Raw genomic sequence first — 16,348 nt, forward strand, 5'->3', positions numbered from 1 at the left:
TTAGTTATATTCAAACTTGATTAATTCAAAGTAATAATCTTGAGTCTTAAAAGCTTCTTCTAGATCTTGCATATGACGATTTCTAACATAGTAATCATTAAAAGCCGTTGTTGATTTAAGGATTACCTTTTTGTTGACTATATCTTCCTCTACCACTACTAATTTACTTAATACCCCAAAATCAATATATTGGTTATAACGTTCAATAAGAAATTTCCTTACTTTATACCATATTGAATCAGGATTTAATTGTTTGCTTAGCTGCAATAGATAATTTTGTTTTTCATCTTCAGTATTATTCTGCTTCGCTTCAAGCTCAGCAAATTGTATGATTTTCAACTTCTCAATACTACTGCCATAGATCATTTGTACTTGCTGTAGTATTTTATCTTTGCTATGTTCTGAAAGCGTAATGTTTTTAAGCAGTTTTATTTGATAGCTATTACCTACTACCCCAATAAATAAGCAGGAGCTTAGTAATTTATAAGCTGAATCAGGATCAAAACTACCAACAATTTTACGTTTTAGCTGAGCTTGCAAGCTAGTATCAAGGCTACTTTCTATCTTATCTAGATATTGTTCTTTAGTGTTGTTTAAGTCACTAGATTTAAACTGAAATGTAGCATTATTAGCTTTAGTAGTTTCACGTAACTCATGAGCTAAAGCTTTAGCCATATAGTTTAGTAACACTTTCTTATGGCCAAAATGGTGATTGGAATATTCTCCTGCAAGCTTTAAGAGTAATTTATTAATAAATTCCAGATTAAATTCACGATTTGATTTTACTTGCAGTAAATCAGCATCTTCTTGGCTTAATGGATAAAAATCTGCTAATTTCTTTCTTTTGAACCAGCTTTTATGATTAATAGCACTAATTGCAGCATTATTGCTACTTGATTCTGTAGGATTATATTTTTTAGAAATGTTATCAATAACTGCTTGCAGTGCAGTATTAATCGGTGTAGCACCTGTTGTGATATTAGCACTAGATGAACTGGTATTATCAGTTTGTTGTTGAGTGTTGCTTGAGCTTGCTGTTTTGAATTGTAAATTTGTTTCAAGTTGTTGTTCTTGTAACTGAGTTTGGTTATTGTAATTAGATTCATTTTTTTCATTTTGAAAAATTGTAGATTCGGTAGATCTAGATTTATTAGATATATTTTTATTATTATCTATATATATTGTCTTATCCAAACTTTTTTGGGGTTGAGGCAAAATTTCTTTGGGTTTGACCCCAAAGTTTTTTGGAGTAGGTACAAAATTTTTTTCATTTTCAGATGGTATTTTGTTAGAAGCAGGCTGGAAATTTCTAGCTAACTTAATACAAGGAGTATTACGGCATTTAATACCATATTTCACGATTGTTGCATTATAAACTTTAATAAAACTACTTTTTTGTAATTCAAGTAAGCATTGTCGTACTCGTTCTTGACACACACCTAGGGACTCTTGAAAGAAGTGATAAGTTTCCTGAAGTTCATCAATGCTATTATTATGATAGATTTGCAAGCGAAAGACTATTAGAGATAGTAGCTGTCTTGCAGTTTTGCTTAAGATTTTACCATTATTAGAGGTCAGATTATTCCATTCAGGTGGAATAAAATTACCAACAAAATTGTAGAAAATAGTGGGATTTTTATCACTCTCATTATGGATTACACAATCAGGAGTGAAATGTGAGCAGCATATAGTGTGCATAAGACCTCAACTTAAACATCAGGTTTAATCGAGGTAATAGAGCAATTAAGACACCATTTTTAAAAATGCGAGGAGCATATAAGCAGCATACAGAGTAGGGAGGTCAAATTAGCAGATTATGAAAAGCTAGGAGGTAAGGTGGTGGGCGATGGGGGATTTGAACCCCCGACCTTTACGATGTCAACCTAAAAGCCTCTTTTACCACACTTTTCTGCTTTTTTCTCATATACTAATTTGTAGCTCATAATCCTAGTATTTAATGGGTTTTCCTTAATTACCAAAATTATAGGCTTAACTGTAGTAGAGTTGCAATTATTTGTCAATATTAAAAAAATAGTACAAATCTAAAAATAACATGTGGATATGATGAGCATATAATTAGTTCAAACTAATGGCTAATTTTTATCTTATAATTATATTTAGACCTTTTGAATTTGATAAAAAATTATAGCAACTATTGGTTATTGAATTGTATGTAGTTAGGATAAATCATCATTTTTTAAAGTATAATTCTATTTAACATAAGATTTGTTTTTCTGAGTAAAGCATATTACAGTTTAATTATATATGAATTAAGCTGTGGGAGGATTTATGTCAGTTAAATCACTATTGTTTACTAAAGAAGCATTACATGAAATTAAAGCTCCACAGGCAAAACGAGATGTATATAAAGATACCAAAGAAAAAGGATTATTGCTAATTGTATCATATGGTGGTAGTAAAATATTTTATTTGGGCACAGTACTTGATAAGAAATATCATAGAATTAAAATAGGTGTGTTCCCTGATCTATCAATTATTGATGCTAGAGCCAAAGCATCTGAATTAAAAGGTGAGATTGCCAAAGGATATAATCCCGTCGCAGAAAAGATTAGATTAGCTAAGGAATTGACATTTAAAGAGCTTTATGACAAATACCTTAATGAATATAGTAAAATTAATAATAAAAGATGGATGGATTATGCTGCTTCTGTAGATAGATATGCCAAACATTTATACCCTAGGAAAATATCTACTATTCACAAAACAGATATTCAAGAGTTGTTTAATAATTTAACTAAAACTGGTAAATATGGAGCTAATAGATTTCTTGAGGTTTTAAGTCCTGTATTTAGTAAAGCAATAGAATGGGGATTAATTAAGGTGAATCCCGTTATTGGCATAAAGAAGCACAAGGAACAATCAAGAGACAGGTATTTAACTAGAGAAGAAATACCACGATTTTTTACAGCAATAGCAGACGAACAAAACCAGGTAATGCAAGACTTTTTCTTAATAGCTTTGTATACATCAGTTCGTAAGGATAATTTACTTACTATGCGTTGGGAACAGGTGAGTTTTGCTGATAAACAATTATATCTTCCAGAAACTAAAAATGGTGATCCTCACCGTTTACCCTTACTAGATCAGGCAGTAGAAATATTAAAAGCACGAAAAGAGCAATCTGATAGTATTTGGGTATTTCCAAGTGAGACCAGCAGTAGTGGTCATTTGCAAGAACCAAAGAAAGCATGGAAGAGGATTTGTAAGAAGGCAGCAATAGAAAATTTAAGGATCCATGATTTAAGAAGAACAATACCAAGCTGGATGGCAATGACCGGAGCAAATCAATATGTGATAGGACAACTTCTAAATCATAAAGATCCAAGATCAACGGCAGTTTATGCTAGACTTGCTACTGATACTGCTCGAGAATATATGCAAAAAGCCATTAATGAAATGATCTCTACGGTTAAACAGTAAGAAGTTCATCCACCAGTGTACCAAGCAAAGGGCAAATCTTTGTCATCTATTTTGCTAAGTGCGAAACTCCTGATATTATATTTTGATCTTAAATTCCAGTTTCAAAATAGGTCTAATGTTTGAATATCATTAAGTAAATCTATTATATGGCAAAATAGTTTGTATAGGGATAGCGTAATTTTTTTGATAAATACAAGATTGTAAAAAATTTAGTTCTGATTCCATATTATTCTCAATAATTTCAACCATCCATGCTTTATAATTTTCCTGTGGATGGGTAGACCAACGATATCCTCTAGACTTTAATAAATCCTTAGTCTCATAGGGTGCATTTTTAGCCCAAACTTTAAATCTTGTTTTATGACAATTCATGAGTAATTGTTTCAATACTAATTCTTTAGAAACTGGTAGATACTGTGATAGTAAATGTAACCCTGCAAGGCAATCTATAACTGCTCGGTGTCCTTCATAAAAGAAATTATATTTATATGCAAGATATTCCAATTTTTGGCTTTCTATTTTTTCATATTTCCAATCTATGTCTACTCTAGAACAGCCCCAAATTTGGGGTGTCAGATCTGGAAATAATTTATCAAAAAATGGTCTATCAAATCCTGCATTATGTGCAATAATAATACTTACATTCTGAAGAAAATTAATAACTTCTTCTTTATTTATATTTTGGTCACGAACCATTTCATTGGTAATACCGGTTAGTTCGGTAATATGTGGTGCTATAGGCTCTTTTGGATCTTGATATTGATTAAATTCCTCAAGTATATTGTAAATACGTCCATCGTTCGTGTATTCAAATTTCACCATTCCAAGTTCTAAGATTTTATCAGTAACATAAGATAATCCAGTAGTTTCTGTATCTAAAAACACTCCTATTTTTTTTGGCCTGTCATCAGGTATGCTATAATAATTCGGTTTATTGTATCGTTTAATCACTTTATATTGATTAGTATTATTTAATACATCTGCTATTTGATCTAAATGGTTAAACATAGTATTTTATTTCAAAATATAAATTAAAAACTTAATTATGCACATAATTTATTCAAATTTAAGAAAAATAATGTTGTTATTAAAAAGCTAAACTTACACTATGTTATAGCAAATATAATAAAAGACCTTGATTATAAGGTAGATTTTTAATAATACAGTATTTTAAACTTAAGTCATTTGTTATAAAATATAGTGTAAGTTTAGATTATTATGTGCATAAATTAGTAATAAGAAAGCTCTCTATTATTATAAATTAACTTTTTCGATAATAGTAATATTGCTAGTATTATTCAAAAGATAAATACTAACAAGTAGGACAAAATTTACCGTGTACTAAAATATCAAATATTCTAGAAGAACCTAAGCAAATCAGGACAGGTGCATAAATAACACATAGAGTATTATGGTATTCTATCTTCAAATTAATGTAGTGAGATTTACCGATTCATGATATGTAAACCAATATGGCATATTTCTTTTAGACCATCGAGGTTTTATCTTATCATGATACCATTTAGCACTAAGGTATTTTTGATAAGCTATACATACATTAGATACACTAGTAAAATCTAAGTTTAAGATTTTTGATCTAGTATAATTAATAAATGTAGTTATTGTACCATTAGGAAGATAATAATTATATTTTGGTAAGGTGGATAACAATATTTCTGTTTTATGTAACTTATTAAAACGAAATTTATACTCTAAACATAAAGCTTCTAAGTGTTTAAAGAGCCAATTCCAATTAGCAATATTCACAGAAGTCCAAATAGTACAAGGATGTTTTAAATGAGTTGGTTTATATATGTCATTATAAATGGATTGACTGTTGATGAAAATTGCCGAACTTAATAATTGTGCAGATTCAAGTATCATTTTAACAACACGCTTATCATCTAATGCTTGGGCAGACACAATAGGAGAAATATCAGTAACAAAGATGTTCATATTCTGTGAATACTAATTTAAACTCACCTTATTGATAGAAAATTGAATTGGTATATTTTCATTATTTTCCATAAGAAATTGATAATAATGCCTTGCTAGATCTACAGCATCACAACTATAGCAGGACTGGATAGCAAGCTTTAAACATTCTAGTTTTAATTCCATATCACTTCTAAACATATACATTGCACCAATAATTTATCTCATTAATATTAGCAAAATTACTGCTAGTTATCAACAAATTCATGGATAGAACTATAGACTCTATCTCCAGATATCCACAGTTTTAGATGAATTACTGTTTTTTTTGTTATGGCTTAAAACTCCACTGGCAATGTAAAAATTAGGATGTTAATGTCATGACTAGCAAAACTTATCTATTAATGGAAATATCACTTAATTAATATGAATAATAATTGTGCTAATCAAAGATTATATTGGTCACTCTCTACTTCCCTAAAATATATGGGTTTAAGCTTAGATGAGTGGTTTGTTATCTTACTTGGTATAGTACCTGGGATAGTGTTACTGAATAGCGGACATGCTAAGCTTGGGGTCATTAGCATTATAGCTGGTATTGTACTTTGTTATGCATTTAAAAAGTTTAAGAAACTATCGGAGTATTTTGTACTTAAGAGTTATTTAGTCGCTAAGAAATGGCTATATGCTCCTACTTCTTATCCTAATTTGCTTGGTAAAAAAATAGGTAAGTAATGGATCATTTATTTAAGCAAAGCTCTATTCAGCAGCTAGTTAAATATAATAAGAGATTATTGCTTATCACATTGCTGCTTGCAGTTACGAGTCTACTTGGAATGATTAAAACAGTTAGCACGGAAGAAAAATGGTTATTAATTCCGGCAATAGAGCCGGATAGAAGGATGATAGTATCATCCAAAAGCTATCATGAGACCTATCTTAAAGAATGGGCAGTTTTTGTAATGAAAGAATTATTTACTACTTCACCAGAAGAAGTAGAGAGGCAAATAGCAGATATGAAGGTGGTATCTAGTAATACAGAGCAATTGGATAAATTTTTTAAGGAACATTTAGATTTTGTTAAAGGCTCTAATATTTCATCGGTATTTTTTCCTAAAAAAGTAAAAATCATTGAGGATGGAGTATTAATTAACGGAACATTGCGTTATTGGTTTTCCGAAAATCAGCATATAGCAGCTGATAAAACTTATTTGTTAACCTACAAGCGAGGAGCAAATCATTTATTGTCCCAAATTTGGGAGAAAAACCCCGCACTTGCAGTGCGTCGTTTTAACATATAGAATGTAGAGATGCAGTATTACAAGAAGATAAGCCACACAGTTTACGATTGCACTTATCATATAGTATGGGTGACTAAATATCGATATAATATATTGGTTGGTGATATTGGTAGGAGAGTCAAGGACCTAACCCAAGAGATATGTAAGGATAATGGAGTAGAGATATTAAGAGGGAAGATAGCTTCAAATCACGTACATATCTATGTATCTGTGCCACCTTATCAAAGTATTAGTAAGGTGGTACAGTATCTAAAAGGAAAGAGTTCAAGGAAGATTCAGCAGGAATTTCCAGAATTACGGAAACAGTATTGGGGTAAACACTTATGGGCTGTTGGATATTTTGTCAGAACCACAGGCAATGTGACTGACCAAATGATCAAGGATTATATTGATAAACATGAATCGAGAGATGATAAGTTTGGAAACTTTCAAGTTGAAAACTAGCTATAGCTAAGGCATTGATGCCATAATCTTAAGCCCTGCATTTGCAATGCAGGGTGGTTAACTATTACTTACAGGTATTAAAGAGGAAGAGGTAAATAAGCAATGAAAAGTTTGAAGTTAGAGTTGCAGATCTTAGTAGTTTTTGTTGGCATAATGCTTGCAAGCTTTAGTAGTAATGCTTATGGGATAAGCTATATGTTACATGCTGATTCTTTGTTAGAGCTGCAAATAGCAAAAGACACTCCAACTAGGATTAATATCGAAGGAGAAAAAATTAATGATATCTTTATTCATCCGCAGGAAGCTGCGGAAGTAGCTGTACATGATTCAGGCTGTTTATTTATAGTCCCTTTGGTGGTTAAAACCTCCATCTTCCAGATGGAAAAGCTTTAGCTTGCCATGTGCGCCATGATGCGTTAGCATCATAAGCACCATGACTCAATACAGCAACAAATCACACACAGTTTACTATCATCGCTATCATATAGTGTGGATTACAAAATATCGATACAAGGTGTTAACCTATGATATCAAAAAGCGAGTGAGAGAAATTATTGCATTAGTTGCAGAAGAGCTCAATATTAAAATAGAAAATGGAGTAATATCAAGCGATCATATACATATATTTGCCAATATACCACCTCATATTAAAGTAAGTGAATTTGTGCAAAAAGCTAAAGGAAGATCGTCAAAAAAGATACAAGAAGAATTTCCAATATTAAGAAAAAAGTATTGGGGTAGACATTTATGGGCAAGAGGATACTTTAGTTCGACTAGTGGCAATGTGACTGATGACATGATTAATGAATATATTAATAGACATACTGATGCTCATGAACCAGCAATGACTACTAATATAAGACTGGAATAAGCTTTAGCTTGATTCTCGACTTCTAGTCGCTATAGACAAACTTTCATCTCTCAGATGAAAGTGATTGATTTTACCGCAGCAGACCCAAACTAAGCTTTACTTAACCATAATTGGGGAAAATGGTACAGTACAAGATTTAATGCTGAATTTTACTAAAAGCAAACCAACACCAATTAGACTCATTAAGTTTGATTTAGAAAAAGAAGTAACAAAGTTAACTAATAATAATGAAGAGAAGCATCATGAATGTAAAAAACAAAAATGTAATAGAAAAAGAAAATAATAAACAGTGTTTAAGAATAATATATCCTTTATTGCCAGTATTATTAATTTTTTGTGTAAATGTAATACTATCTGAAGTAGCTTTAGGAGAAACATTAGAAGGACAGTTAGATCGCATTGGTGGGCTCTCTACCGGTAAACTTAAAACTATCGGGATATCAGGGGCAACGATTTTGTCCTCAATCTGGGCAGTAGTCAGGGGTAATTTAAGGCTTGCTGGAGCAATTGTAGCTATTGGTATTATTTTAGGATTTTATTTAGAGTGGGTCTCTAGTGGTATGAAAATCAGTTAGATAATTAGGATATTGATTAAAAGCAATGGATCAAGAGTTCAATAAGCAGGAAGAATTACAAAGTACAGTAGAGGATCATAAATTACCATCTACATTTAGTAAAAGATTATCAGGACTCATAGAGATAATTAAAAACAGACCATTAGTAACTCTAGCTTGCATAGGCGTAATAATGCTTTTGGTGTTTTATGGATTGTCAGAAAGTGAGGTCAAAACTTCTAGGGCTCTACAAGAAGATAGACAATCAAGGGAAATATCAGGAATAGAAAAGGCCATAGATCCAAGGGCTAAATGGACTGCAGAAATATTAAATGAAGTTAAAAACATGCAGAATCATTTAGAGAAGCTAATAGAGAATAAATATTTAGAAACTAAAACTAAAATTGATGATTTTAGTCAAAAGTTAGAATCATTAGAGAAGCCTCATGAAGAAACTATATTATATGATGGCAATGATTTTAATAATAATCAAAAAATAGAAGATTTACTAGATAATAACTTTGAGCAAAGCATTGTTGCTGCTCCTACTGCTCCAGTAAAAAGATTACTTGGCTATGTAAAAAGAGCTGACTTGAAGTCCAAAAAAGACGTTAAAGATTATATTACTACCGGCAGCTTTGCAAGAGGGGTGCTGCTTACTGGAGTAGTAGTTGGAACCGGCACTAATAACTCAGCATCTCCTGAGCCAATAATGATAAGGCTTGTTGATACAGCTATTTTTTCTAAAGGGTATAAAACGGAGCAAATCAAAGAAGCAATTTTAATTGGTTCTTGCACTGGGGATATTTCATCAGAGCGGGCTAAATGCCGGTTAGAGACAGTATCTTTACTAAATAGTAATGGAGAGATAATTGAAAAACCAGTAGAAGGTTGGTTAATAGGAGAAGATGGTAGACCCGGCATTAAAGGGATAGTTGTTGATAGATCATCAGATGTAGCAAGGATGGCGGTGCTTAACGGCGTACTTGGCGGGATAGCACAATTTTTCCAGAACCAGGCAACAAATAGCATATTTCCGGTGTCACCGATTACCGGGCAACAAAATGCCTTAAAAGCTCAGGATTCTCTTAAAGCTGGTGTTTATGCTGGCACCGGTAATGCTTTAGAAAAACTTGCTGATTTTGCAATTAAACGGGCAGAAAGTATGAGTCCGGTAATTGTTGTAGCTTCAGGTAGAGTAATAGATGTAGTATTTAGAAAAGGTTTTGATTTAAGAGATAATAAAGAGGCTGATAAAGTAGATAGATTATTGCCGCCAACTACTACTGATTATTCGCAAAAGGCAGCAAATTATAGTAATTATCAAAATTATTCTGGAAATAAAGTGACTAGTTTTGCTAGTAAAAAAACTAAATTGCAAGAACGTTTTATTAAGAATAATGATGATTATGAGATGACAGATATTGATTTGCAGTCAGAACAACAATATCCGGGTAATTTTTAATGAATAATAAAGTAATTAATCTGCTGTTGTTATTAATGTTAAGCTTTATCGCTTCTGGTTGTAAATTGATGCCATATAGGAATGATTTTGATTGCCCGCTGCCCCAAGGACTAAAATGTCATTCTTTATATGAAGTAAATAGAATGGCAGATCTTGATATGTTTAATCCAAATAATAACTCACCTTACGCAGTAAAGAGAAAAGCAGTATAAAAATATAAGATTAAGAGATATAATACTAAAAATAAAAATTGATTAAAATGCACGCAACACTAGATATTTATACAGACTATTTAATTTGTCAAAATAACTATGCGACGGCTACTGGATTGGCTGATTTATTAGGTGGTTCAATGAGCCATGATAAATTTACTAGGTTTCTCAACGGGACAACATTGGGATCACAGGATTTGTGGTTTTATATCAAATCTGAAGTTAGAGCGAATGAAAAACAAACGGGTGGGGTTTTAATATTGGATGATTCGATTGAAGAGAAGCCGTATACTGATGAAAATGAAATTATGTGTTGGCATTACTCACATGCTAAAGGCAGTCATGTAAAAGGAGTAAATATACTGTCATGTCTTTTCCGTTATGGTGATATATCACTTCCTGTAGGCTACGAGATAGTACATAAGGACATAGTGTTTTGTGATATTGAGAGTAAAAAAGTAAAGAAGAAAGCAAGCCTTACGAAGAATGAGCATTTTCGTAATTTGATCAAACAAAGTCATGCTAACAAAGTATTATTTGATTATGTATTAGCTGACAACTGGTTTGGAGCAAAGGATAATCTGGAATATATCCATAATTTGCAAAAGTATTTTATTATTGGTATTAAGTCAAATCGTACTGTTGCTTTATCAAAGAATGATAAAATGAGAGGTCAGTTTCAACAAGTCTCATCATTAAATCTACAAGATGGTCAGTTTATTAAGGTGTGGCTTAAGGGATTAGAATTCCCAGTAACACTAATTAAAAAAGTCTTCATAAACGAAGATAATTCAACTGGTGTTCTCTATTTAGTATCAAATGATCTTGACCATGATGCTGAGTATCTATATGAGATCTACCAAAAACGGTGGCAAATCGAAATATATCATAACTCAATCAAACAAAATACTAGTTTGGCAAAGTCACCTACAAAGAAGGTTATATCTCAATCAAATCATATATTTGCCTCAATCATTGCCTTCTGCAAGCTTGAAATGCTGCAATTAAAAACTTGCTTAAACCACTTTGCATTAAAATATAAATTAATTCTTAGAGCAAATCAGGCGGCAATGACGGAACTGCAAAATTTATACAAATTTAGTGGCTTGTGCGTAAGGTGAGATAATAATAATGATAAGCCTAATTTTAAATCGAGATGCTCTACTAGATGCTTTGGAGGGTATAATTAATGACATCAGGAATTGATAAAGATTTTGCTCGGGAAAGACTAGCTAAACATTTTGTTTATGAATCATATGATGAGGAGAGTAGCTTGTTTTTTAATAGAGCTTCAGTAGGATTTGTCCTGCTTGGCTGGCCATTAGTTGGGACAAGCTTGCAAGCTCAAGGAGAGATAGCGGAATTTTTAAAAAGTGATGAGAATTTACCGGTAGGAAGTAGTTTTCAAATATTGATGATTGGCTCTGATCATATAAGAGAATATCTAGATAACTGGCAATTACATAGAAAAGGCAGCATCTTTGCTGAGCTTAGCAGTAGAAGAACAAAATTTTTAGAGCAAAAAGCAAAGGAAGAGGGAAACATCAAAGATGTAGTTTTATTAATTTCAGTAACTATTCCGACGCTGACGATTGATATTAATGAGATGACTTGCAGAAGAGAAGTACTGCAAGATACATTTAAATCAATTGGTCTTACTACTTATAATGTTGAGGCAACATTGCTATTAAAATTTATCAGGATAATCTTTGGCTGGAGGGAAGAAGAACATCCTGAACTTAACCTTTGCGAAATATTATCTGAGCAGATTTTACCCGGTAATTTTTCTTTATATGAGAAGGAAGATTATGTAAGTCTTAATGATAATCAAATATTTATAAGCTTAGAGGCAGGAAAAAGACCTTCTGAGTGGCGTTTATCAGCCATGGATTTATTTTTAGGTAATGAGCTAAGACGTGATGAATATATTAGATCAAATTTTTTAATTCATTTTGGTTTGCAGATTATACCAAATCAGTTAGTGGCTAAAACATCTGCTATTACCAAAAGAGAAGCTTTAGAGAGAAACATTAATGCTGGGATGGGTAAATTCTTTCCTAATCTGCAACTAGAAGCACAAGATTTAGCAGGAGCAGTAGCGTGCTTGCAAAACGGCGATAGAGTAGTAAATATCCATTTAAATGTCATTATGTGGGATCAGAAGAATAAAGCCAAAGGGTCAGCATCACAGTTTTGTTCACAGCTTCGTCGAAGTGGATGGTATTTTGTCCCTTGTAAATATGATCATTTAGCAGTAGTGCTTGCTAGTTTGCCGATGCAGTTAGTTGAAGCAGCACCAAATTCTTTAGTAGGTAAATTTAATAGATTCAATAACATATTTAACAAAAAGATTCGGGGAGTCGGTGTAGCATTATCAAATCTTGGTAGAGGCATAAGGACTATTGCCTCAGAAAGTAAGGTGTTACTGCCTATCATTGGTGAATGGAAAGGGGATTTAAGCTCTCCTGGCATGCTGCTTACTGGTAGAAGAGGACAGATTATGTATTGGTCGCCCTTTGGTTCAGCATTAATTGGCTCAAATTTATATAGTGCATCTGCAGCTCCCAATGAAAATTTTAATCTTTGTATAGCAGGAGTACCAGGATCTGGTAAATCAGTATTTATGCAAGAACTAATGCTATCAGTCTTAGGCACTGGCGGCAAAGTATTTGTTCTTGATTATGGTAGATCATTTAAAAGAACTTGTTTGTTATTAGGTGGTAATTATATTGAATTTGATGTAAAAAATCCGCTATCAATTAATCCATTCTCAGAAATTCCAGCAGGCGGCAGCGAAGACTCAATTGAAGCACAAGCAGATTTTCTAGCAAGTTTTCCATCAATTCTAGCAACCATGGCAGCTCCTCAGTATGGAACTAATGATTTGCAGCAACCAATGCTGCAAAAAGCCTTAATAGCTGTTTGGCAAGCAAAAGGAGCAAGAGCTGAGATAACTGACATAGCAGATTGGTTGCTTAAAAGAGAGGAGTCTTACGCACAAGAACTTGGTAATATGTTATTTCCATTTACCAGAGATGGTCAATATGGCAAATTTTTCAGTAACAAGGCACAATTATCACTAAACTCAGATATAGTAGTAATTGAAACTGATCATCTTCGTAGTAGCCCGGCACTACTTGCAGTGATCGTGCAAATCATGATTGTTCATATTAACCAAGCAATGGTTAAAGGTGATAGGAAGTGTCCCTTTCTAATCATGATTGATGAAGCATGGAAATTACTATCCGGCAAGAGATCTGGAGAATTTATTGAAGAAGCAGGAAGAATAGCAAGAAAATATAACGGCTCAATTACTCTTGCTACTCAGCAATTAACTGATTACTTCAGGGAAGCAGGATATGCTGCTGAAAAAGCTTTTGAGAACTCATCACATAAAGTTATTCTCAAGCAAAATCCTGAGAGCTTTAAAGCAATGAGAGCAAACCCCAAACTTGCAGGTTTTGTTGATGAAGATTGGAAGTTAAATTTACTGCAATCAATTCATTCAAATCCACCGCATTATAGTGAAGCAGCAATTTATGGACCAAGTGTTCATGGAGTTGTGGCAAGATTAATGTTAGATCCATTTACTCTAATGCTGACCTCTACTAATGCTAGGGATTATAGGGCTTTAGAGGATAGAATGATTGCGGGAATGAGCGTTACAGATGCCATCAATAATATACTGGAAGAGCAAGGCTTAGTTTAAAGTTTTATGGGAAAATATGAGAAGATATTTAGCTCTAAAAATTATTATTATAAGCTCCTTTGTTTTATTTGTGATTGTATTAAAGGTAAGTTATGTAAATGCACACAATAATAATTTAGACATAAGCATAGACAATAATTCTAAAATAGCAATTAGAGATTATGAAGTACAAGGTCATGTATTTCCAATTATTGAAGAGTCTTTATTAGAGGTCATTATGGCGAGGCTCAAAATAGCAAAACAAAATGGCGTTTTAGAGAAAATGCAGGAAGAATTTAAAAATAAAGTACAGCAAAAAATCTCTAGACCAACTCCGGTCTTAGCTCTAGCAAAAGCAAATAAAAACCGTAGCTGGTACTATAATCCAAGCTTTATACAAAAGACAGATATAAAAGATCAAACTGGAGGCATAATAGTAAAAGCTAATACAAGTGTAAATCCTTTAGAGAAAATAAGTTGGGGAGAACCATTAATATTTATTGATGGAGATGACGAGAAGCAGATTAAGTGGGTTAAATTACGAATAGGAAAATTAGTACTTACTAAAGGAAATCCTATTAAGTTGGCAAAAAAGTTAAATAAGCCGGTGTTTTTTGATCAAGGTGGCGTGCTTACTACTCGTTTTAAAATAAAAGCAGTACCGGCTATTGCCTGTCAGGAAGGCAAATTACTTAAAATTAGCGAAATCAAGATTAATTGAAATATTATAGTATTTGAGTAAAAATTAAGGTGTGAATAAAAACTGATAAAATCCGGAGGTAATCTATGAAGAAGTGGCAATTACCAGAAGCAAAGAAAAATTTAGAAAAGATAATAGATCAGGTATTACAAGGTCGGGTGCAAGCAATAGTAAAATCTAGTGGAGAAGTAGTATATCTAATCGCAGGTGAGAAAAATAATATGATAGCAGAGCAAGCAAAGGTAGGTTGTCAAGCAAATACAGATTTAATAACTTCTGAAATACACAAGTAATAATGAAATTAATAATGTTTATTATAATTATTTTGCTTGGTAATTATAGTTATGGATCAATTGGCTGCGTAGGCAGGTTTGTAAATCCAATCACTGATGTTTGCTGGAAATGTTTATTTCCAATTACTATCGGAGGAGTAAAAATTGTCTCAAGTTCTATGGCTGATACTAATAACCCAAGGAAAATTGTTTGTTTTTGTCCTAAGTCTTCGATTCCGATGCCGGTTCCCGGAATTCCAATTGGATTTTGGGAGCCGGTAAGACTGGTGGATGTAACTAAATCTCCGATGTGTATGGTAAGTCTTGGAGGCATTAATCTTGGTACCAGTATGCAAAAAGGTGTTAAGGATGATATAGAGGGCAGCAGTTTTTATCATGTACATTGGTATATATATCCAGTTATTTACTGGCTTGAGATCTTACTTGATTTTGCTTGTTTAGAGATGTCGCAAGTAGATATCGCATATTTAACTGAATTTGATCCATTATGGGGAGATGATAACAAGGCTGCTATATTAAATCCTGAAAGTTTGTTATTTGGCAACATTGCAGCTCAAAGTGCCTGCATAGCTGATTGTGTGAGCTGTAGTTCTGGTAGTCTTTCTAATGATGCGATGTTTTGGTGTGGGGGATGTCAAGGATCTCTTTATCCCTTTACCGGTACAACTTCTGCTCATAATGGTGGAGTTGGAACTTCTGCATTAATAGTCGCTAAATTTATGGCTAAGTTACATAGAGAATTATTACTTTGGGGCTATATGGGAAGAGAAGGATTGTGCGGTAAATACCCAATGCCAATAATCAAGAAGAGCCAATATAGACTGCAGATGACTTACCCAATCCCTGCAATTCATTCTTGTAAAAAGATTGGTGAGACTGAAACTACCTGGCAGCAGGGAAGAGAATTTCCTGTTAAAGGTGAAGATTTTGGTTATTTGATTTGGAGAAAAAAATCATGCTGTCTCTTTTGATGTTATGATGATGCAAGATAACGGGATACAGAAAAATATGTGTTTCAACTTAGTAGTTTTAATGAGTTTGCTAATTTTAAGTAATATAAATGCTTTAGCACAACAAGAAGGATTATTACAGAAGAGCATACATCATAAGACATTAGAGACTAAAACATATAATCAAATCTACATTTTTATCTCATTTTCAATGCCTGATGCAGCATTAAAGAGTTATTATGTTGAAGCAGAACGAGCAGGAGCAAAACTTGTAATGCGAGGTCTAAAAAATAATTCTTTTGTCGAGACTAAAGCAAAAGCCGATGAAATTGGTATTAGTTTTGATATTGATCCAAATCTATTTGAGAAATATCAAATTACTGCTGTACCAGCAATAATAGTGAATAGTGAAGACAAGGGAGTAAAAAGACTAACTGGTCACATGTCATTACATGATGCTTTAGAAATTATGAACAAAGAAAATTCATGAGGTT

At 32.7% G+C, this 16,348-nt stretch carries 19 protein-coding genes and 1 pseudogene; 16 read left to right on the plus strand and 4 right to left on the minus strand.

The window, feature by feature from the left end:
* On the minus strand, positions 1 to 1,698 hold the full coding sequence (locus AAGD54_RS02075; protein WP_341794881.1) for a hypothetical protein: 1,698 nt from the start codon (positions 1,696 to 1,698) through the stop codon (positions 1 to 3).
* 591 nt (positions 1,699 to 2,289) lie between these two features.
* On the opposite strand from AAGD54_RS02075, the gene AAGD54_RS02080 reads away from it, so the two are divergent.
* Positions 2,290 to 3,441, plus strand: a complete 1,152-nt coding sequence (locus tag AAGD54_RS02080; RefSeq protein WP_341794882.1) for a tyrosine-type recombinase/integrase — start codon at positions 2,290 to 2,292, stop codon at positions 3,439 to 3,441.
* A 129-nt stretch (positions 3,442 to 3,570) separates the two neighbouring features.
* Here AAGD54_RS02080 and AAGD54_RS02085 read toward each other — a convergent pair whose 3' ends face one another.
* From AAGD54_RS02085 to AAGD54_RS02095, 3 genes are all read right to left on the minus strand, one after another.
* Positions 3,571 to 4,449, minus strand: coding sequence for a 3'-5' exonuclease (locus tag AAGD54_RS02085; protein WP_341794883.1), 879 nt, complete (start codon positions 4,447 to 4,449; stop codon positions 3,571 to 3,573).
* Between the two features lie 417 nt (positions 4,450 to 4,866).
* On the minus strand, positions 4,867 to 5,397 hold the full coding sequence (locus AAGD54_RS02090; RefSeq protein ID WP_341794884.1) for a pyrimidine dimer DNA glycosylase/endonuclease V: 531 nt from the start codon (positions 5,395 to 5,397) through the stop codon (positions 4,867 to 4,869).
* Between the two features lie 12 nt (positions 5,398 to 5,409).
* A complete protein-coding gene (locus AAGD54_RS02095; protein ID WP_341794885.1) occupies positions 5,410 to 5,577 on the minus strand; it encodes a hypothetical protein in 168 nt (55 codons plus the stop codon).
* A 225-nt stretch (positions 5,578 to 5,802) separates the two neighbouring features.
* Here AAGD54_RS02095 and AAGD54_RS02100 point away from each other — a divergent pair, with 225 nt between their 5' ends.
* From AAGD54_RS02100 to trbC, 15 genes and pseudogenes are all read left to right on the plus strand, one after another.
* On the plus strand, positions 5,803 to 6,111 hold the full coding sequence (locus AAGD54_RS02100) for a hypothetical protein (protein ID WP_341794886.1): 309 nt from the start codon (positions 5,803 to 5,805) through the stop codon (positions 6,109 to 6,111).
* Entirely contained in the window at positions 6,111 to 6,677 is a 567-nt protein-coding gene (locus tag AAGD54_RS02105; protein ID WP_341794887.1) for a TraE/TraK family type IV conjugative transfer system protein, read from the plus strand. The genes AAGD54_RS02100 and AAGD54_RS02105 overlap by 1 nt, the downstream gene beginning before the upstream one ends.
* Positions 6,678 to 6,686: 9 nt before the next feature.
* Positions 6,687 to 7,121, plus strand: a complete 435-nt coding sequence (gene tnpA, locus AAGD54_RS02110) for an IS200/IS605 family transposase (RefSeq protein ID WP_341794258.1) — start codon at positions 6,687 to 6,689, stop codon at positions 7,119 to 7,121.
* Positions 7,122 to 7,223: 102 nt separating this feature from the next.
* A pseudogene (locus AAGD54_RS02115) lies at positions 7,224 to 7,472 on the plus strand (hypothetical protein); the annotation flags it as partial.
* An 82-nt stretch (positions 7,473 to 7,554) separates the two neighbouring features.
* Entirely contained in the window at positions 7,555 to 7,992 is a 438-nt protein-coding gene (tnpA, locus tag AAGD54_RS02120) for an IS200/IS605 family transposase (RefSeq protein ID WP_341794888.1), read from the plus strand.
* Positions 7,993 to 8,056: 64 nt separating this feature from the next.
* Positions 8,057 to 8,275: a hypothetical protein gene (locus tag AAGD54_RS02125; RefSeq protein WP_341794889.1), complete on the plus strand. Its 219-nt coding sequence runs from the start codon at positions 8,057 to 8,059 to the stop codon at positions 8,273 to 8,275.
* Positions 8,235 to 8,567 (plus strand): hypothetical protein, encoded by a 333-nt coding sequence (locus tag AAGD54_RS02130; RefSeq protein WP_341794890.1) that lies wholly within the window; start codon positions 8,235 to 8,237, stop codon positions 8,565 to 8,567. Before AAGD54_RS02125 ends, AAGD54_RS02130 begins: the two co-directional genes overlap by 41 nt.
* A gap of 25 nt (positions 8,568 to 8,592) precedes the next feature.
* Positions 8,593 to 10,011, plus strand: a complete 1,419-nt coding sequence (locus AAGD54_RS02135) for a TraB/VirB10 family protein (protein WP_341794891.1) — start codon at positions 8,593 to 8,595, stop codon at positions 10,009 to 10,011.
* Complete coding sequence (locus AAGD54_RS02140) at positions 10,011 to 10,223, plus strand: conjugal transfer protein TraV (protein ID WP_341794892.1); 213 nt, start codon at positions 10,011 to 10,013, stop codon at positions 10,221 to 10,223. The genes AAGD54_RS02135 and AAGD54_RS02140 overlap by 1 nt, the downstream gene beginning before the upstream one ends.
* Positions 10,224 to 10,270: 47 nt before the next feature.
* Positions 10,271 to 11,344 carry a transposase gene (locus AAGD54_RS02145; RefSeq protein ID WP_341794893.1) on the plus strand — a complete coding sequence of 358 codons (1,074 nt, stop codon included), beginning with the start codon at positions 10,271 to 10,273 and terminating at the stop codon, positions 11,342 to 11,344.
* A gap of 68 nt (positions 11,345 to 11,412) precedes the next feature.
* Positions 11,413 to 13,932, plus strand: coding sequence for a TraC family protein (locus AAGD54_RS02150; protein ID WP_341794894.1), 2,520 nt, complete (start codon positions 11,413 to 11,415; stop codon positions 13,930 to 13,932).
* A gap of 16 nt (positions 13,933 to 13,948) precedes the next feature.
* A complete protein-coding gene (traW, locus tag AAGD54_RS02155; protein WP_341794895.1) occupies positions 13,949 to 14,632 on the plus strand; it encodes a type-F conjugative transfer system protein TraW in 684 nt (227 codons plus the stop codon).
* 65 nt (positions 14,633 to 14,697) lie between these two features.
* Entirely contained in the window at positions 14,698 to 14,904 is a 207-nt protein-coding gene (locus AAGD54_RS02160; protein WP_341794896.1) for a type II toxin-antitoxin system prevent-host-death family antitoxin, read from the plus strand.
* A 2-nt stretch (positions 14,905 to 14,906) separates the two neighbouring features.
* Complete coding sequence (traU, locus tag AAGD54_RS02165) at positions 14,907 to 15,875, plus strand: conjugal transfer pilus assembly protein TraU (protein WP_341794897.1); 969 nt, start codon at positions 14,907 to 14,909, stop codon at positions 15,873 to 15,875.
* A gap of 37 nt (positions 15,876 to 15,912) precedes the next feature.
* Complete coding sequence (gene trbC / locus AAGD54_RS02170; protein WP_341795160.1) at positions 15,913 to 16,344, plus strand: type-F conjugative transfer system pilin assembly protein TrbC; 432 nt, start codon at positions 15,913 to 15,915, stop codon at positions 16,342 to 16,344.
* Positions 16,345 to 16,348: the final 4 nt, after the last annotated feature.

The sequence above is a fragment of the Rickettsia endosymbiont of Rhinocyllus conicus genome (assembly GCF_964026465.1).
In the GTDB taxonomy this organism is placed as follows: Bacteria; Pseudomonadota; Alphaproteobacteria; order Rickettsiales; family Rickettsiaceae; genus Rickettsia.